This window comes from Symplocastrum torsivum (assembly GCF_059505465.1).
Genome location: NZ_JCACKQ010000021.1, coordinates 1 through 19,470, shown reverse-complemented (window position 1 = coordinate 19,470; position 19,470 = coordinate 1). Strand labels below are relative to the sequence as shown.

11 protein-coding genes are annotated in these 19,470 nt (G+C 44.6%); 4 read left to right on the top strand and 7 right to left on the bottom strand.

The features are described from left to right. Positions 1–89: 89 nt before the first annotated feature. The 3 genes from AC5JL3_RS07325 to AC5JL3_RS07315 form a co-directional block, all read right to left on the bottom strand. On the bottom strand, positions 90–1,442 hold the full coding sequence (locus tag AC5JL3_RS07325; RefSeq protein WP_496073855.1) for a glutamine synthetase family protein: 1,353 nt from the start codon (positions 1,440–1,442) through the stop codon (positions 90–92). Between the two features lie 373 nt (positions 1,443–1,815). After that, positions 1,816–2,655, bottom strand: a complete 840-nt coding sequence (locus tag AC5JL3_RS07320; RefSeq protein ID WP_496073854.1) for a Uma2 family endonuclease — start codon at positions 2,653–2,655, stop codon at positions 1,816–1,818. Between the two features lie 70 nt (positions 2,656–2,725). Then, positions 2,726–2,899: a hypothetical protein gene (locus AC5JL3_RS07315; RefSeq protein ID WP_496073853.1), complete on the bottom strand. Its 174-nt coding sequence runs from the start codon at positions 2,897–2,899 to the stop codon at positions 2,726–2,728. A 294-nt stretch (positions 2,900–3,193) separates the two neighbouring features. Between AC5JL3_RS07315 and AC5JL3_RS07310 the strand changes: the two genes are divergently transcribed. Beyond that, entirely contained in the window at positions 3,194–3,727 is a 534-nt protein-coding gene (locus AC5JL3_RS07310; RefSeq protein WP_496073852.1) for an opioid growth factor receptor-related protein, read from the top strand. Between the two features lie 74 nt (positions 3,728–3,801). Here AC5JL3_RS07310 and AC5JL3_RS07305 read toward each other — a convergent pair whose 3' ends face one another. Then, positions 3,802–5,169, bottom strand: a complete 1,368-nt coding sequence (locus tag AC5JL3_RS07305) for a CRTAC1 family protein (protein ID WP_496073851.1) — start codon at positions 5,167–5,169, stop codon at positions 3,802–3,804. A 227-nt stretch (positions 5,170–5,396) separates the two neighbouring features. Then, positions 5,397–5,936 carry a hypothetical protein gene (locus AC5JL3_RS07300; protein ID WP_496073850.1) on the bottom strand — a complete coding sequence of 180 codons (540 nt, stop codon included), beginning with the start codon at positions 5,934–5,936 and terminating at the stop codon, positions 5,397–5,399. Between the two features lie 446 nt (positions 5,937–6,382). Between AC5JL3_RS07300 and AC5JL3_RS07295 the strand changes: the two genes are divergently transcribed. Next, the gene (locus tag AC5JL3_RS07295; protein WP_496073849.1) at positions 6,383–13,270 is read left to right on the top strand and encodes an AAA family ATPase; all 6,888 of its coding nucleotides are present in this window, start codon (positions 6,383–6,385) and stop codon (positions 13,268–13,270) included. Positions 13,271–13,346: 76 nt separating this feature from the next. Here AC5JL3_RS07295 and AC5JL3_RS07290 read toward each other — a convergent pair whose 3' ends face one another. Next, a complete protein-coding gene (locus tag AC5JL3_RS07290; protein WP_496073848.1) occupies positions 13,347–14,510 on the bottom strand; it encodes a response regulator in 1,164 nt (387 codons plus the stop codon). Between the two features lie 895 nt (positions 14,511–15,405). Here AC5JL3_RS07290 and AC5JL3_RS07285 point away from each other — a divergent pair. Next, positions 15,406–18,144, top strand: a complete 2,739-nt coding sequence (locus AC5JL3_RS07285; protein WP_496073847.1) for a DUF4347 domain-containing protein — start codon at positions 15,406–15,408, stop codon at positions 18,142–18,144. A gap of 670 nt (positions 18,145–18,814) precedes the next feature. Then, positions 18,815–19,027, top strand: coding sequence for a hypothetical protein (locus tag AC5JL3_RS07280; RefSeq protein WP_496073846.1), 213 nt, complete (start codon positions 18,815–18,817; stop codon positions 19,025–19,027). An 87-nt stretch (positions 19,028–19,114) separates the two neighbouring features. On the opposite strand, the gene AC5JL3_RS07275 is transcribed toward AC5JL3_RS07280, so the two are convergent. Further along, complete coding sequence (locus AC5JL3_RS07275; protein WP_496073845.1) at positions 19,115–19,366, bottom strand: hypothetical protein; 252 nt, start codon at positions 19,364–19,366, stop codon at positions 19,115–19,117. Positions 19,367–19,470 lie beyond the last annotated feature (104 nt).

Genomic DNA, 19,470 nt, shown 5'->3' with positions numbered 1-19,470 from the left:
CCCACTCAATTAAACTATGTTTTGGTTCGCTTAGTTTAAGTGGTGTCTGATTGATGAAACTGTCAAAAGGCTTACCAGGCAGATTTTGTTTAATATCGTTCTAACAAAAGCTTTACTTCCTCTTCCATCTCTAGATCTTTCATTGCCTCCCACTCCGCTTTGCGTACAGCTAGGTAGGCTTGAGCAAGTTCTGTACCTAAGGCATCTAAGAGAATGTTGTCGCTGCTAAGTTGCTCAATCGACAGACCTAAGTTGATGGGCAACAAATCAATGCCACGGGTATTGCGTTCTGACTCGCTTAAGTGTCCAGGGTCTACTGATACAGCTTCTCCTAGCTCAAAACAGTGTCGTACACCATCCAGTCCTGCTGCAATGACTGCACCTAAAGCTAGATAAGGATTGGCAGAGGCATCTACCGTCTTGAGTTCAAAATGCGTGGGACTCTCTTCTTCAGGATTACTCGGTACTCTTATTGCCGCCTCACGATTATCCATTCCCCAACAGCGAAATGCCCCACTCCAAGACTGGGGACGAATCCGTCGATAGGAGTTGGTGCTGGGTGTTGTCAGTGCCATCAGTGCTGGGAGGTGGTGGAGAATTCCGGCAATAAAGCGACGAGCAATTTCTGAAAGTTCTCCCTGGCTGTCTAAATTTGGTAAGAGATTCTGTCCATCATGCCAAAGGCTGAGGTGGAGGTGGCAGCCACTACCTGCTTTGTTAGCAAAGATTTTGGGTAAGAATGAGGCTTTGAGATTGTGTTGAAGTGCGATCGCTCTTATCGTCTCACGAAAGGCAATTTGCTGATCGGCTGCTGTTAACGCTTTAGAATAAAGGATCGAAATTTCCTGCTGTCCTGGCCCCGACTCTGGATAATATTGCTCCACTAGCATTCCTTGCTGTACAAGTGCTTCTGCCATTGCATCAATCACTGACTGATGCAAATCCATCGCTAAGGTTGAGGCAAAAACCGTCTCGTCTGCTGGCACAATCCCCTCTGTTGTTTGCCGCAACAGGTAGAACTCATTCTCGAACGCCGCAATCACTTCCAACCCCTCACTTTTCGCCTCAGCAATCATCTTTTTGAGGAAGTTCCGAGGGCAGAGGTTCCAAGGTTGACCATCTTTGACCATATCTCCTATCACACGAGCGTGACGAGGAGCATAGGGTAAGGGTGTAAAGGTATTCCAGTCTGGCACCAAGCGCACTTCACCCACTGGCCCCAGACCACTACCAGGTGCTGGTGCATCATACATTACAGGAACAGCTTGCTGAGCGGCTGAGATACCAACACCATTATTGAGGTAGTCAGACAACGTAACTCGGTGTACCGCCTTGCCGCGTATGATGTTTGCATTGTCACACCAGAGAATGCGAACAAACCGAATACCAACATCATCGAGAGCTTGCAGGATTTCGCGGTTCATGCGTTTGTACTTTGTCATTATCTGTACATTGCAAATTACCACGCTCCTTAGCACAATTGACAAACATCGCAGCTTGTTGTTGACGTTGACGGTTAATTGTTGACTGGAACGCGGTTAAACCCCGCCTCTATGCCCCATTTTCGGAAAAAAGGCGCAAGCGTCATCCGGCAATTAGTGAACAATCGTCGAACAAGGGAACCTAAAACTGCTTAACGAGCATGTATAGCCATCAGCGGTCAGCTTTGGGTCAAATCGGCTCTAGTTAAGGAACGCTCTTCTCCCCTTAATTTCCTAACGTTCGTGGCTACTGCTATACAAACACTTTCTGAGAAGAAGTCGCAAGCGATCGCAATTTTTTCCTATCCTAGAAAAATACAGCAACCGCCAAGGCTCAAATGAGATCGGGATCGATCCCCTGTGATCGCAAATACGCCGCTAATCGCTCTTTGTGTTGCTGTTCTTGCTCGGCGCGTTGCCGTTCTGCTTCAGCTCGTTGGCTCTCAGCGTCAGCTCGTTGGCGTTCTTGTTCGGTATGGAGACGTTCGAGTTTGGCTTGCTCGCTACCTGTTAGCAACAAATTTCCCTGATTATCCCACCAACGCAACCATCGCTGGGTTTGATTTTGATAGCTGCCTTCCCAGACACCCAATTCTACTCCCATTAGTTCGATCGTGTAATGTCCGCGCTCGTTGGGTTCCAAGCGACGATAGCGAGTGTTGACCCAGTTATAAACTTCCAGTTCGCTGGTTTTAATGATGTAGATAGCGTAATAGGGAATCCGGATAATCTGCTCGTAGACCCAAAATTTTCCCGGCTTCTGGTTAATCCCTTCTGGTAGACGAGACAAAGGGGTATTGTCTCGTTCTTCAGAACCATCACTACTAGCAAACTCGATCGCAATCAGTGGCACAATATACTCTCGCCACAACACATAAGAGCGGCGAATTTCGCCATCAAAAAGGGGCGGAACGTTAGGAACGTAGAACCAGTCAGGAGCTTCTGCACCACGTTCAGGAGGCTCAGTTTCGCGACAGTAGATGCCACAATCTTGCCCGATCGCATACTCTCCGTCCGGGTGGAGGGTTTGCAGTGTGGTTTCCAGGGAATCGGTGAGTAGGATACTCTGGGGATGTTCTTGGAAGTTTTCCACAAACGTGCCGTCGGAGTCGGGGAGTTGGGTAGGGTCGGGAAAGGCGGGGGGCAACGTTGTGGGGTTGAGGCTTTTGGTCATGGGTGTCAACTATCCACTCGTGAAAGGACAGATGCTCTTTTACAGCATAGCGATTTTAGATCAAGGGACTTTAGACCGTCTGATATTCCAGTTTCGGTTGGGCGAGGTAAACACTGGTGTGATATGCCAGATAAACTAAGCCATGTTCATCGCGATCGCGTTCGTAGATTTGCTTCAAACCTAAGACAAGCTGCTGTTGTGCCTCTCCTTTATCTGCGGCTACTAGTTGTGATGGATTACCCAATCCGGCGAGTAAAGTAGCGATCGCTTCTTTGGGATAACTGGGTCTATACTTTGCCTAAGCTGTTGCGCGATCGGAAAATTGCTCCAGTGGATTCATTGAGTGTAATGGGGTTGTTTCAGGGTTAGTTTCGTTCACGAGCGTCACCAACTATTACTACTTCTCGATAGATTTAAAATTTAAGAAGCAAGATACAAAGCAAAACATCTTAATATCTAACTAACGCTGGAAGAACCCCACTACTATCTTTGGAGTTTAATTGAACCCAACGATTATAATCAAGGTCTTTAGATCATCATGTCTAACGAAGTATCAGAAAATATTTTGGCTTTCTATCAAGGTCGCTCTCCCGACTCATCAGGGCGAATGCTAGAAGATATCTGGTTATGGGATTATCAAAAGCTGGAATATACACATGACTACATTCAGTGGCTCTTTCCTTTAAAAGAAAAGAGTCGATTTAACCGGAACGCACCGATTCTGAATGATGAAGTAATTAAAGCGTTTAGGACACACGAGCAACTAAGATTACGATTGAGGAAATCACTCGAAGTAATGCTTCATTTTTACGGAATGCAATGCAACAAATTTGATGAGTCAGGTATCGAAATCACAAAGTCTGATAATTATCTAGAGAGAAAACTAAACTGGATTGAGGAGGGAAATCACAACTATCTTCGCCTCACTAGAATTCTGACCAGTTTGAGACTCCTTGGCTTAGAAGACTATGCTCAGGCTCTTTTCAAATGTTTAAACCAAATTTACATAGAAGAGAATAAGAACATTGGGAGTAAGACTTATTCTTATTGGGAAAGTACTGCTGAAGGCTAACGAGTTAAATAACTAACGGTGTAGCAAAGACGCAATGAGTTACACTCCATCTACTTATATAGGATAGCCAACTGTTAAGAAGAAGGATGAGAAACCCGGATAATTTGATTCGGTTTTGGTGATTCAATTGTGGCAGTTTTACCATCAGTCCAGCGCACTTCAACGTGTTTAACAAAAGGGTTCTTACCAAGTCCGAAATGGGCGACAGGTTCCATCTGGCAGAGATAGCCACTACCTGCATCAATTACTCGTCGTTGAGTTCTATCTTCGCCAACTAAGGTAACAATTGCTCCTCTTGCAGGGGCACCTTGAGCTGTTAGTGGTAGCACCCTAAGCCAAGAGTTATCGTTTTTTGGTGGAGAATAGAGCGTCATGGGTTGAGAACCCGATTCTCCATGACTAATGAACACAGCAAGCTGACCATCTTCATCTAAATCACCAACGGCAGCACCTGTCCCCCAACCATCCGGTTCCCAAGCATCGCCAGTATCAATCATCTTCCAGTTGTCACCTTGGCGTGCAAACAAGCGATTAGGTTCACCAATATTGTTGAAAAACAATTCTTCATAACCATCATTATCAAAATCAGCAGCAATCACAGTACGAATACGAGATGGCATTGCCATGTCTGGAGAGGCGACTTCTTTAAATTTTCCCGGTTCCTGTTGCAAGTACATCCGGTGTCGTCCTTGCCAATTGCCGTACACAATATCAAATCGACCATCTTCATCAGCATCCAAAACAGCTAAACCGCGACCATTTTGGTAGGGATCACTGATACCCGCTAATTCCGCAATCTCTTCAAACGTACCATCGCCTTGGTTGCAAAATAAAAAGTTCGGTCCCCGCTCATTTGTCGTAAAAATATCCATGCGATCGGAAACTAAGGGCAGTGAAATAATTCCCCGTCCACCCGTTGTTAAATCCAATCCGGCTTCTGGTGCAACATCAACCAGCCGACCGTTATCATCCAACTCATACAACCGCATTGGGCTGCCATAATTGGCAATAAAAAAACCATACTTTCCATTACCATGGCGGTCTATACAAATCACCGAACGACCTGCTGTGAGATTGAGGACGTTTTGATTTTCGGGTAAGGAAAATAAATCTACCCATTTCCCATCTTGGTAATCAAACAATCTATCGGCAAATTGCTTTCGTCCTGCGTAGGAGTCGGTATTCAATACATAAATTTCTTCTCGTCCATCCCCATCAATGTCACCAGCCGCTACTCCAATCGCTTGCCGTCCAGCATCGGCAAGAACATCATCGGCAATATTGACAAAACCCTCACCGTTATACTTCAGCACTAGGTTCGCACCGTTATAACCAGCGACAAATAGCTCAAACGAGCCATCCCCATCGACATCAGTTACAGCAATGCCATAATTCATCTGCTTGGGATTATCTAGTAGGGCTTTGCTTTTGTCGATAAACATTTTGATTAGTAGTTTCTGCCTTTTTCTTCGTCTTGGGGGTTATTCTCGCAGTTTGAGGCTCCTAGTTGCTCAGTCGTGAGGGGGGTTTGTAGAAGCTCACTTTTTACAGGAAGCCTTGACCAGCGTGTGCCGTTTGGGTCAAAAAGGTTATTGTGCAAGAAATATTCCTTCTGCCTCCTATCTTCTACCTTCTTGCACTAGGGACTGGCGACTGGAAACCTGATTCCTTATTTGCCGCTACGGTGTTCTCGCTTTTGCTTTGCCCGATGTCGCAATGTCTGGGCTAGTAATGCTGCTTCGCGTTCGGCTTGAAATAAATCTACTGCTCTTGATTGCAGCACAAATGACCCATCTGATTTTATTTCAACTTGTGGTACAACAGCAGCACGATACTCGCAGATAGCTGTACTTGTAGAGGATTTTTGGGTTGCTTGGATGGCTTTCCAATCTCGGTTGATATCAGAAGCGATCGCTTTTAATTCCAACACCGCTACTTCTAACTCAGCAGAAAGTCGATTAATCCGTTCTGCTTGACTTTCCAAGCGCCTCATTCCCTTACTCATTCGTTTGCGTAGCACCTCTAGAGACGATCCGACTGGAAAAGATAAAAGCGGTCTTTGCGGTTCACCAAGCTGTTGTGGTGGTGCTTTCACCATAGTTGGATGCGATCGCCCTTGTTTCCTTGGCTTCTTTTCTGAGACAGGGTTCCGATTGAGCGGAATGCACTTGGCTTGAATTCGTTGAATTCCTGCTTGCAGTTCTTTCATGTCGGTTTGAGGCGCTACTAGCGACTGAAAAATTACTGGTACATTTGTACTGTAAAACTACAAGAATAGCAACGACTATACCAATTGGTTTTAACAATGACACCCTTAGTAAGGTTCATGGTTCATAGTAGCCTTCGGCAACGGCTGCGCCGAACAGGGTTCATGGACAATCGAGCTATCAACAATGAACCATGAACCCTAGACCGTGCTAAGCCGCTCAGGGCTACTGCACATGATTGTCTCCTGTCAACGTCTAAGTTCTGCACAAATCAATTTTTCTGGCATAGCCCTCGAGGAAAATGTTAGATTCGTAACGAACATTACAAATTTATAATTTGGCTTTTTGGACTTTGGACAAAAAGAGCTATGGTTCACGATTCCTTGGTGAACTATGGCTTAGATTAATTGAATAGTATTCAACTTTTTAATCAGCAGTAATCCCAAACATGATTTCACTGCCAGATATCACAATTGTCAGCCAAATTTACGAAAGTTCTAATTCCCTTGTATACCGAGGTATCCTCAATAAAAATCAGCAACCTCTGATTTTGAAACTCCTCAAAGAGGATTATCCCGCGCCAGCCGAACTCTATCGCTATCAGCAGGAATACGAAATCATTCGCCGTCTCAATTTAGAAGAAACGATTAAAGCTTACGAACTGCGAAAATACCACAACACACAAGTCATGTTGTTGGAGGATGTTGGAGGAGAGTCCTTAAAAATCCTGATAGAGAAGCGTCCCTTTTCTTTGCCAGAGTTTCTCCACCTTGCTATCAAAATCGCAGATGCTTTAGGCAAAGTTCATCAAAAAAATGTAATTCAAAAAGATATTAATCCATCTAATATTGTCTTAAATTCTCGAACGGGACAATTAAAACTTATTGATTTTGGACTATCTACCCTTTTACCTCAAGAGAATCCTAGCCTCAAAAGTCCTAATATTCTAGAAGGGACATTGGCTTATATGTCTCCCGAACAAACAGGACGGATGAATCGTTCACTTGACTACCGTAGCGATTTTTATTCTCTTGGTGTCACCTTTTATGAATTGCTAACCAACCAGCTTCCTTTTGAATCCGTCGATGCACTTGAGTTAGTTCATTGCCATATTGCTAAACAACCGATACCTCCTCATGAAATCAATCCAGAAATCCCCTTGACTGTCTCAGACATTGTCATGAAGTTGATGGCAAAAACGGCTGAAGAGCGATATCAGAGTGCTAGGGGAATCAATGCCGATTTAGAAACTTGTCTTACTCAATATAAAAACGGTGTAATCCAAAGGTTTACTTTAGGATGCCAAGATACTTCTCCTCAATTACGAATTCCTCAAAAGCTTTATGGGAGAGAACCGCAGATTGAGAGTTTATTGACCGCCTTTGAGCGGACAAGTCTTGGGCAAACTGAACTCATGCTAATTTCTGGATACTCTGGTATTGGAAAATCAGCTTTAGTTCAGGAACTATATAAGCTTATCCCTCAGAAACGCGGATACTTTATTAAAGGAAAGTTTGACCAGTTTCACCGGGATATTCCCTATCAGGCATTGGTCGCTGCCTTGCAAGAATTGGTGCGGCAATTGCTCACTGAACCTGAACTCCAATTACAACAATGGCGAGAGAGGATTGGGCGTGCACTAGGAGCCAACGGACAAATTATTATTGATATCATTCCAGACGTTGAACTGATTATTGGTAAACAGAAAACTATCCCGGAATTACCTTCAACAGAAGCAAAAAATCGGTTTAATTTAGTTTTTCAAAACTTTATTCAAGTCTTTTGTCAACAAGAGCATCTCCTCACTAAAGCTCCGGTCGTCCTATTTCTAGACGATCTTCAGTGGACAGACACGGCTACGCTGCAATTGCTTCAGCTTATAATGACCCATGCTAATACTTACTATCTGTTTTTGATTGGAGCTTATCGAGATAACGAAGTCAGCGCCACTCATCCTGCCATGCTGACCTTATCCGAGATGAACAAGCAGGGGGTAATAGTTAATCATCTCTCGCTTTCACCCCTAAATTTAAACCAGGTTAATGAATTCATTGCGGATACCCTGAAGACTGAGTGCATCCATACGCAAAGATTAGCCGAGTTGGTTTGGGAAAAAACACAGGGGAATCCTTTTTTTGTCAAGGAGTTTCTCAAGTCGCTTTATGCAGAGCAATTCCTGAAATTTGATACTAATGCTGGAGCTTGGTCTTGGGATTTAGAAAAAATTATAACTAGGAGCATAACTGATAATGTTGTTGAATTAATGACAGAGAAAATTCAACGATTATCAGAGTCAGCACAAAGAATTTTACAGTTAGCCGCTTGTATTGGCAACCAATTTGATTTAAGAACGCTTTCAATTATTAATGAAAATCCTCAAAAAGAAACGGCTCATGAATTATGGAATGCCATTCAAGCGGGATTGATATTACCTGTCGGGGATGATTACAAATTAATTCAAACAGATCGAGAATCAAATGAGTTAGAAATTACTTATAAATTTGCTCATGACCGCATCCAGCAAGCTGCCTATTCCCTGATTCCCTCAGAGGACAAGCAAGCTGTGCGCTGGAAAATCGGGCAATTGTTGTTGCAAAATAATTCGCCACAGATACTCCAACAAAAGATTTTTGATATTGTCAATCAACTTAACTTCGGTATTGAAGCAATTAACGTTCAATTAGAACGAGATAAACTCGCTCAATTAAATCTCATTGCTGGTAAAAAAGCGAAAGCATCAGCCGCTTGGGAATCGGCATCGAACTACTTAAGAATTGGTTTAGATTACCTCAGTGCAGATAGCTGGAGTCGTCAGTATAACCTAACTCTGGAACTTTATGTGGAAGCAGCAGAAGTTGCTATCTTGAGTGGCAAGTTTGAGGAAATGGAAAAATTAGCTTCTGTTGTCCTGCAACAAGCCAGAACGCTGTTGGATACAGTAAAAATCTATGGAGTTAAGATTCAAGCTTTTACTGTTCAGAACAAAGCCTTAGAAGCTATAGAAACAGCACTTTCAGTATTAAAGCTGTTGGGAATTCGCTTGCCAAGAAATCCCAATAAATTAGATATTTTAGTTGAACTGGTAAGGACAAAATTAAGTTTGGTAGGGAGACGAGTTGAAGATTTAATCAACCTGCCGGAAATGACTGACTCTTACAAGCTAGCGGTAATGCGTATCCTATCGGATGTATTTTCTGCTGCCTATGTTGCGGCACCAAAACTATTTCCATTGTTGGCATTGAAACAGGTCAGTTTATCAATGAAATACGGCAATACAACGCTCTCTGCCTATGCCTATGCCACTTATGGACTCATTCTTTCTGGGGAAGCGGTAGGAGATATTGAAACTGGCTATCAATTTGGTCAACTGGCTCTTAGGTTGGTCGATAAGTTCAATGCCAAAGAACTCAAAGCTAGGACGTTATTTATCGTTAATTATTTTATTAAACATTGGAAAGAGCATCTTGGAGAAACCCTAAATCCTTTGCGGGATGCTTACTCGATTGGACTAGAAACCGGAGATTTAGAATACGCAGCTTATGCGGCTTGTGTATACTCCTACCATTCCTATGTATTGGGTAAGGACTTGGCAACGGTTGAGCGAGAGATGACAATGTACAGTCATGCTCTAAGCCAACTGGGGCAAGAAACAGCATTTTATTATAATCAACTTAATCGACAGGTTGTATTGAACTTGATGGGGCGGGCTGACGATAAGTGCCGTTTAATCGGTGAAAGCTATGACGAAGTAAAAATGTTACCTCTGCATCTGGAGGCAAATGCTCAAAATATTTGTCACGCTCTTTATTTTTACAAGTTAGTTCTTGGCTATCTTTTCCAAGACTATCAGCAGGCTCTGGAAAATGCTAAGTTGGTCGAAAAATGTCTTGATAGTGCTGTAGGAACGATTCCTCTCTCCCACTTCTACAATTCTTTAGTCCATCTTGCTATCTATTCTGAGGCATCTAAATCTGAGCAAAAACTCATCCTCCAGAAGGTGAAAGCCAACCAGAAAAAGCTAAAAAAATGGGCTAGATTTGCTCCGATGACTCATCTCCATAAATTTTATCTAGTGGAGGCAGAGCGGTATCGAGTTTTGCATGAAAAGACGAAGGTGATTGAGTGCTACGATCGCGCCATTGCCTTAGCAAAAGAAAATGGCTATCTCAACGAAGAAGCTTTGGCTAACGAACTGGCTGCCAAATTTTACCTCGCTTGGGGAAAAAAGGAAGTTGCCCAAGCCTATGTCTTAAATGCTTACTACTGCTATTTACGTTGGGGTGCAACCGCTAAAATAAGGGATTTAGAACAGCAGTATCCACAAATACTAAAGCGTTTTTCAACAGCCAATATGTCCAGAGATTCGCGCAAGAGCCTACCTGATACGCCTGGTAATACTTCAGGTGAAATCCTGGATTTGGCAGCACTGATGAAAGCCTCTCAAGCAATTGCCAGTGAAATTGAGCTGGATAAACTGCTTACGACGTTGATGAGAATTCTGCTGGAAAGTTCTGGGGCACAAACTGGCTATCTAATTTTAGAGTCTCAAGGAGAGCTGAGAGTCGAAGCGTCAGGTGAGGCTAATTCAAATCGGGTGATAGTGTTGCAATCGACTCCCGTTGAAACTTGCCTGCCTGCGTCGATTATTCACTATGTTGCAAGGACTCAGGAAGGACTGATTGAAAGCGATGTTGCCCGTGAAGGCAGATTTACCCAAGATACTTACATTCAAACCTACCAGCCTAAGTCGATTCTTTGTGCGCCACTGCTCAATCAGGGGCAACTGATTGGGATTGTCTACCTAGAAAATAATCTAGCCGACGGTGTTTTTACACCCGATCGCTTGGAAGTGATTCAACTGCTCTCAACACAGGCGGCGATCGCGCTGACGAATGCCAGACTCTATACTCAAGTACAATCGACGCAAAATCGCCTGGATAAATTCCTCAATGCCATTCCTTTTGGCATATCCGTTCACGACGCCAATGGACAACTAGTTTACGCCAATCCAGTTGCACAGCAGTTACTCAATATTCAAGATTTACCAAAAACCGAAATCGAGCAACTCTCAAAAACCTATCAGATTTATCGGGCAGGCACTGGGGAGAGGTATCCAGTGGAAGAGCTACCCCTGGCGCGAGCGCTCTTAGGTGAAGAAACACGGGCAGATGATTTGGAACTGCACGACAGTGAGCGAATCGTTCCCTTAGAAGCAACCAGCACGCCAATTTTCGATGAGACGGGTAGTGTAGAGTATGCGATCGCAGCTTTTCAAGATATTAGCGATCGCAAGCAAGCTGAGAAAGCACTCATCGAAAATGTCCGCTTAGAACAGGAAATTAACGCTCAAAGAATTACACAAGAGGCTCTGCGGCAGAGCGAGGCACGCTACCTTGGTATTCTGGAAGACCAGACAGAACTGATTGCCCGGTATCTGCCAGATGGTACCGTGACCTTTGTCAATGAAGGCTTCTGTCGATTTTTTGGACTGACCAAGGAACAACTCATCGGGCATCACTACGAACCTGTCGTGTTTGAAGAAGACCGCGAATATGTAGCCCGACTCGTTAATTCCCTGAGCCAAGAAAATCCTGTGATCACAGTTGAAAAGCGGGTGATTGTTGGCTCCCAGGTGCATTGGACGCAGTGGGTTAACCGAGCGATATTCGATGATTCCGGTTGCATTGTTGAATTCCAGGCGGTAGGACGAGATATTAGCGATCGTAAACTCGCCGAAGCAGAACTCGAACGGGCAAAAGATGCCGCCGAAGCTGCCAACCGCGCTAAAAGCATCTTCCTTGCCAACATGAGCCACGAATTGCGAACTCCTCTGAACGCCATTCTCGGCTTTTCTCAACTGATGAACCAGGACGCAAATCTCTTGACAGAACAAAAAGAGAACCTTGGCATCATTCATCGTAGTGGAGAGCATTTGTTGACTCTAATTAACCAAGTCCTTGACTTGTCCAAAATTGAAGCCGGACGCATGGCTAAGAACGAAACTAACTTCGACCTCTATTACTTACTGGCTGATGTCGAGGATATGTTTGCGTTAGAAGCACAAGATAAAGGCTTACAGTTACGATTTGACTGTGCTGACCATGTTCCCCAATATATCTATACTGATGAGGTCAAGTTGCGGCAAGTGCTGATTAACTTGATCAGTAATGCGATTAAATTTACCTCAATAGGGAGCGTGTCAGTCAAAGTGGAACCCAGAACAGAGGAGCAGAGGGGCTGGGGAGAAACAACTAATAAACAACCAATAACTAGCAACCAACAACTAACAACTATTACCTTTGAAGTAAAAGATACGGGAGTTGGTATTGCAGTGGACGAACTGGAGAAACTATTCAAACCATTCCTCCAAACAGCATCGGGGCAGCGAGTGCAGCAAGGAACGGGATTGGGACTGACGATTAGCCGTCAATTTGTTCGCTTGATGGGCGGGGATTTCACCGTTATCAGTCGCGGCAAAGTCTTCACCCCTGGAACTTCTCTGAGAAATGTTAGCGAAGCGGGACGAAGTCCGGGAGTAATTTCTTCCCCATCTTTATTATCTTCCCTATCTTCTCCATCTCCCTCTGGCACACTATTTAAATTTGACATTCCAGTGGGCATTGTTGATGCAAGCGAAAATGAACACCAACCCCACAGTCGTCGCGTTGTTGCCTTAGCTCCCAACCAACCCCAATATCGAATTCTAGTGGTGGATGATAGAGATTACAATCGGCAACTTTTGGTTAAACTCCTCAAACCTCTTGGTTTTGAAGTACAAGAAGCAACTAACGGTACTGAAGCGATTGAAATTTGGGATTCCTACTCACCGCATCTCATCTGGATGGATATGCAAATGCCGGTGATGGATGGTTATGAAGCCACGAAACGGATTAAAAGCACGACTAAAGGACAAGCCACTGCTGTTATTGCTCTGACAGCTAGTGTGTGGGAAGAAGAAAAGGCGGTAATTTTGTCTCTTGGCTGCAATGATTTTGTGCGAAAACCTTTCCGCAAAGAAACCATCTTTGACATCATGGCTAAACATTTGGGAGTTAGTTATATTTATCAGAAGCAAGAGCAACTATCCCACCCATCTCATGTGGCTGGAGAACGGTTAAATTTAACGGATTTATTAACAACAATGCCTAAAACTTGGGTTGTAAAATTGCATGAAGCAACTCTTGACGCGGATTCGGGATTAGTATCTCAACTCCTTGAGGAAGTTCCTAAATTCTACGTTTTCGAGCTTGAGACTCTCAGGAATTGGGTTAAGAAGTTTCAGTTTGAAAAGATTTTGAATTTAACTGAATCCTGCGTCAGTAAAGAACAATTGTAGGTTGGGTAGAGCGAAGTAAAACCTAACGCAGCATCGGTGGAGAATTGGGTTTCGTAGTCTCAACCTAGCCTATCAACTACTTTTCCCTTGTCCCTTGCTTCTCACGGATGGTAATCGAAAAGCCATCTCCCAACTTAACAGCAATCAAGTCATAACATTTTTTTTCGGTATCCGTTTCCCAACAAAATTCTTGCAAGAGTGCTTCTCCTGTCTCAACCACCTGCATAAACTTTTCAAATAATCCCGGAGTGAGTCGATTCAGCAGTTTCTTCCCAACCGACTTACTAGTGAGTTCTTCTCGTTTTTTCCCCAAGAATTTAGCAAAGACGGGATTAACCAATAGATAGCGGAATTCCTCGATTTCTCCAGTGATTAAATTCCTCACGGCTTGCATGGCGGCAATTCCATCTCTTGAACTATTCAACAAACTGGCGAGGAGGGCGCGAGATTGGTAGAGAATTTCTGCGGTTTGTTGATGTTGGTCGATTTCTTGTTGTAGCTGGTGTTTTTGCTGTTGGATGGTGAGGTGAGTTTGGAGGCGGACGAGGACTTCTTCGGGTTGAAAGGGTTTGGTTATGTAATCAACTGCCCCAACTTGAAAGGCTTTGACTTTATCAAAAACTTCGTTTAAGGCACTGAGGAAAATAACGGGAATCTCTGAGGTTTCTTCATCAGATTTCAGCGTTGAGCAGACTTGATAGCCATTGATATCTGGCATTTTAATATCTAGTAAAATGACATCTGGAGGGTTATTGCGGACGGTTCTTAATGCCATGTTGCCGTTGGTGACGCTGCGAACTTTGTACCCCTGCTTGGTCAAGATGTCGGTTAAAAGATACAGGTTTTCTACAATGTCATCAACAATTAAAATATTGGCTTTGAAGTCTCCTGTGTGTTCAACATCGCTTTCTTCGATTGCTGGAGAGGCGAGAGTGGGTGTGGCGCTTCGTTCTAGGAGTAAACGGCGAAAGTCATTCTTGGTTACTTTTTTTCCCAGTAGGTCTGAAAGGCGTTGCCATAAGGGATAAGCTAAGTCTTTAATATGCCCCACGCTCATGTATAAGCTTTCGGCAACAGCGCCGTAGGTTTCGTTGTCCCAAGCCGCTTTTAAGATTTGTTTTTCTGGCGCCGTTAGTTGTTTTCCTGTTTTGGCTTCAAGAGTAAATTCTACCCATTCGAGGGCTTCTTCAAAGGTCATGTGCACACCAATGTCATGTTGCAAGGTTTTTGGTTCTTGCACCCCCTCTAGTATTGACGAATACAACGTGGAAGTGCAAGTTCATCTGTAGCGCGTCAACCTTCTGGTGTGGGGTGTTGAGGCAATGAGCCGATCTTTTTCCTCTGATAATTTAAAAAATATACACTGATTAGCGTAGACAATGGCATTAATTTTCAGCAGTATTGCGGATGGGTTTTAGGGGGTGATGTTGTGGCTGCGTAGAAATCTCTAAAATTAACCAACGATCCGACTTTTCCGACTTTTCCGACTTTATGATCCGACTTTTCCGACTTTATGATCCGACCTTTCCGACTTTATGATCCGACCTTTCCGACTTTATGATCCGACCTTTCCGACTGCCAAGGGTAGGGAAGAGGAGCCATGATAGAGACAGGGAAAAGATGCAGCCTCTTGCACAAATAGCCACTGCAACTACCGCGTTTCTCAATCTAATGAGGTGCATCCTTAAAGCTAAAAAGCTTAGCTGACAAAGTCTTGGTGTATCTCAATTGTGTAAGAACTTCTTTATGTAGGCGCGCTAAATATTTTCCGGATAGGTCTTTTAGTAGATGTAAATCTTTGTAGGAGTGAACAGTAGTTTTTGGCTTCAAGTTAAGCCGGACTAAAGTTCCCCTTGAGCGATTCATCTGAAGCTTTATATCGTCAGACTGTGAACAACATCAAGCCTAAAGGCTAAATACTCCTCAGGGTTTTATTTTCTCTACCAATACTTGAAAGCTTTCTTGGCGTAATACTCCTCAAGTCACGATTCTCTATGTCTGCACCGCCTATCAACTAGGTCAAGTTTTTTTTGTGACTTTTTACGAGTCTTAAATGAAAAGCTGCTGTGCTATTCATTTAATTTCGCATCGACATCTAACTTGTTCAACGTTAATACTACCCCTGAAAAATATACATGAAATCCACCAAACATTCAACCTCAAAAACCTCTAATCAAGTCGCTACAGTTGTTTTTGTTGATGCTGGCGTTGAAAATTACCAGCAATTAGTTAATGGTGTCATTTCCCCCGCCGAAGTATTTGTTTTAGAGGCGGCGGCTGATGGAATCGAGCAAATTAGCCAAGTTTTACAACAGCGTCAGGATGTTGGTGCTGTCCACATCATTTCCCACGGTGCGCCTGGTTGCTTGTATCTGGGTAATACCCAACTGAGTTTAGATACTTTCAACCGCTATGCGACTCAACTGCAACAGTGGGATGTTGCTAATCTTCTCCTCTATGGCTGTAACGTTGCGGCTGGTGATGCCGGAGCGGAATTTATCGCTAAGTTGCACACTCTGACTGGTGCAGAAATCGCGGCATCTAAGACACTGACGGGTAGTGCTGCTAAAGGTGGAAACTGGGAATTAGAAGTAACGACAGCTAAAGCCGTTGCTACCTTAGCCTTTGAGCCAGTAACCCTAGAAAATTATCCTGCAATTCTGGGAACTCTGACAGGAGCAGGGGCAACTTGGACTTACTACGACAATGGTAGTGGCATAGAGGAGGCTACACTCGGTGGGCAAGATGATGCCTTCGATGATGCTTTGCGGATAGAAATCGATGGTGAAGCCTTCGCTCCGCCTACGGATGGAACAGCGACAGGACAAACCTTTACTTCATCAACAGTAGTTATGTCGGGGTTGAATGTCACAGCACAGTATTATGCTGACCCAAATCAACCTGTCTTGCGTCAATTTGTAAGCTTAGAGAATCCTACGGATAATCCGATCACAATAACGTATCGCTTATCCAGTAATGTAGGCTCTGACGGTGAAACCACTGTGCAAGCAACCAGTAGTGGTGACACAAGCTTTACAACCAGCGATCGCTGGGTAATTACGGATGACTCTCCAACTGGGGCTGACCCTACTAATACTTTTGTGCTGTCCCTTCCAAATGGTTTAGCACCTAATTTCGTATCTCAAACAGATCCTAGTGACGATATTCTGGCTGAATTTACTGTCACCATACCTGCTAATTCTACCCGCTCATTACTATTTTTCAATGCCTTAAGCGATACTTCAGCAACTGCTCAGGCTAATGTTTCGATCTTTGATGACATGGCGGCTTTGCAAGCCAGCACGCTCCTGGATGGGTTGACCAGCGAACAGCTTGCAAACACCTTGAATTTGATGTCGGCTCCGGCTAACAATGCCCCAACTATTGCCAATGAGATTGCCAACCAAAGTGCGACACAAGACAGCGCCTTTAACTTTACCGTTCCTGCCAACACCTTCAACGACGTAGATGCAGGGGACACCCTCACCTATACAGCCACACTCGAAACGGGTGAGGCTCTGCCGAGTTGGTTGAGCTTCGACGCCGCTACCGGTACATTCAGTGGGACTCCCAGCACTAGTGACGTGGGCATCTTCGGTGTGACGCTGACTGCCACAGACTCCTTTGGTGCTAGTATCAGCGATACCTTTAATTTAGCGATCGCCGACGCTAACCAACCCCCAAACAATGCTCCAATTGTTGCCAATGAGATTGCCGACCAAAGTGCGACACAAGACAGCGCTTTTAACTTTACGGTTCCTGGCGACACCTTCAACGATGTAGATGCAGAGGATACCCTCACCTATACAGCCACACTCGAAACGGGTGAGGCTCTGCCGAGTTGGTTGAGCTTCGACGCCGCTACCGGTACATTCAGTGGGACTCCCAGCACTAGTGACGTGGGCATCTTCGGTGTGACGCTGACTGCCACAGACTCCTTTGGTGCTAGTATCAGCGATACCTTTAATTTAGCGATCGCCGACAGTAATGGCGATCCCAACCCAGAGCCTACCCAAACTAATTCTTGGGATTTTGTCTCGATAGATTATAACCTTGATGGCGCTACTGATATCATGGCGCTCAACAGGAGTGGCACGGCATCGGGCAAGACAGAAGTCCACATCATGGATGCCGCCACCGGCTATCAATCTTGGGCTTTGCAAACCTCAACGATACTGCATGAGACTGATGATACCTGGGACTTCGGTCACGGCGATTGCAACGGCGATGGCGCTAGCGATATCGTGAGTATCAAGAAGAGTGGCACGGAGTCGGGCACTACAGAAATCCACATCATGGATGCCGCCACCGGCTATCAATCTTGGGTGTTCCAAACCTCAACGATACTGCATGAGACTGGGGACAATTTTGAGTTCCAGACGGGTGATTACAACGGTGACGGTTATACCGATATCTTCGCTATTAAAAAGAGTGAGACGGGTACAAATAGCACCGAATTCCACGTCTTAGATGGAGCCACTAACTATCAATCTTGTCTGTTGCAAACTGGAACCGCACTGCATGAGACTGGGAACAATTGGGACTTCCAGGTGGGCGATTACAACGGCGATGGTCTTATGGATATCCTTGGTGTTAAACAGAGTGCAACGGATTCAAATAGTACCGAAATCCATATCTTAGATGGAGCCAGCAACTACCAAGCATTCAGCTTGCAAACCTCAACGGTACTGGGGATGACTGAGGACAACTGGAGCTTTGCTATGGGCAACAACAATCTCATCAGCCTCAATCAAGGTAACACCGGCACGGGCACCACAGAAGTCCATATCTTAGAGGCAAGCACTAACTATCAATCTTGGCTGATACAAACCGGAACCGTCCTGCACGAAACTGCGATCTCTGCAGTAGTCTAAATGGGCATGAGCTAACCTAGCGTTGGCTTAGAGCTTGCACTACTATCAATAACACTTTTGGATGTAGTGCGATCGCCACTCTTGTCGGTTGGGTTGAGCAACGGGTTCAACCCAACATTTCCTAGAGATTACGGATGCATCATCTTTCATAAAGAAAGAGTTCGCACAAGAACCAGCAACTGTGTAACTCCGTGTCAAGCCTTGTTTTATGGGTAAAGATAACGGTGAATTACTTTTACTCTCAAGTCACTCTTGTTTTTGCCTAAGCTGCCTACTTTCAATTAAGTAAGGCTTTATTTTGTAACTTTATTAGAGTAATTAACTGTTTTTTCGTGCATCTACATCTACGCCGTTTAACTTTACTACCAACCTTGAAGGATGCAATGCAATCTACCAAATATTCAACAAAAAAAATCTCTAATCAAATCGCTACAGTTGTTTTTATTGATGCTGGCGTTGAAAATTACCAGCAATTAGTTAACGGTGTAATTTCCTCCGCCGACAAGTGATGCAGAAGAGGAAACCGTATGGAAGTGGGTCACTAGACCAGAAGCAGGTACTGTATTTTGGCAGGGGTTGGGGCAGGGGCAAGGGGAAGTAGAGTTTCCCTACAGCAACTGGGCATCAACGTACAACAGCAATGAGAGTTTAGAGCCGAATAATTCAAACTATGGGGGGTACTAAGCCTGAGGGAGAAGACTATGGTCACTTCCTTTTCCAGACAGCACAGAATACGGGTCAGTGGAATGATTACCCTGACACTGTTGAGGGTCTCGACGGTATCACACCAATCGCAGGTTACGTGGTTGAGTATGGTGGGATGGCAGGAGATCCTTCTCCCTCCAACCGGAACGAATACCACAGAAGCCCATATCTTAAATGAAGACACTACCTATCAATCTTGGGTGATACAAACCGGAACTGTCCTGCACAACATTGCGCCCTCTTCAGTAGTCTAGATAGGCATGAGCTAACGGTAGCGTTGGGCTAATACCAATTCTGGAGGGATCTGAATTAACACTCCCCACCCTACTTCGTTGAGGGTGGAGATTTTTGGTTCAATTCTGGGGCTATTGCATTCCAAGTCCGCCTGCGCGGACTCAACATTTTGCGATGGTTTGAACCCCCGTAGGCGGGTGCCTGTTTGTGTAGCCGCGTCTCCGAGTAGTGCAAGAAGGCAGAAGATAGGAGGCTCCAGGGTAGAAGGGAAGAAAGCTTGCACAGTAAGCTTTTCAACCTTTTTTAACTGGATAGTTATTTCCGCCGTGCTGCACTAGTGCAGCGCGGCAGAAATAACTATCCAGTCTAGACGGCATCTGGGTAGCC

Coding starts and splice junctions, on each gene's coding strand:
- AC5JL3_RS07320 (WP_496073854.1), bottom strand. CDS start 2,655: ATGACCAAAAGCCTCAACCCCACAACGTTGCCCCCCGCCTTTCCCGAC.
- AC5JL3_RS07305 (WP_496073851.1), bottom strand. CDS start 5,169: ATGTTTATCGACAAAAGCAAAGCCCTACTAGATAATCCCAAGCAGATG.
- AC5JL3_RS07325 (WP_496073855.1), bottom strand. CDS start 1,442: ATGACAAAGTACAAACGCATGAACCGCGAAATCCTGCAAGCTCTCGAT.
- AC5JL3_RS07295 (WP_496073849.1), top strand. CDS start 6,383: ATGATTTCACTGCCAGATATCACAATTGTCAGCCAAATTTACGAAAGT.
- AC5JL3_RS07285 (WP_496073847.1), top strand. CDS start 15,406: ATGAAATCCACCAAACATTCAACCTCAAAAACCTCTAATCAAGTCGCT.
- AC5JL3_RS07310 (WP_496073852.1), top strand. CDS start 3,194: ATGTCTAACGAAGTATCAGAAAATATTTTGGCTTTCTATCAAGGTCGC.
- AC5JL3_RS07300 (WP_496073850.1), bottom strand. CDS start 5,936: ATGAAAGAACTGCAAGCAGGAATTCAACGAATTCAAGCCAAGTGCATT.
- AC5JL3_RS07280 (WP_496073846.1), top strand. CDS start 18,815: ATGGGGGGTACTAAGCCTGAGGGAGAAGACTATGGTCACTTCCTTTTC.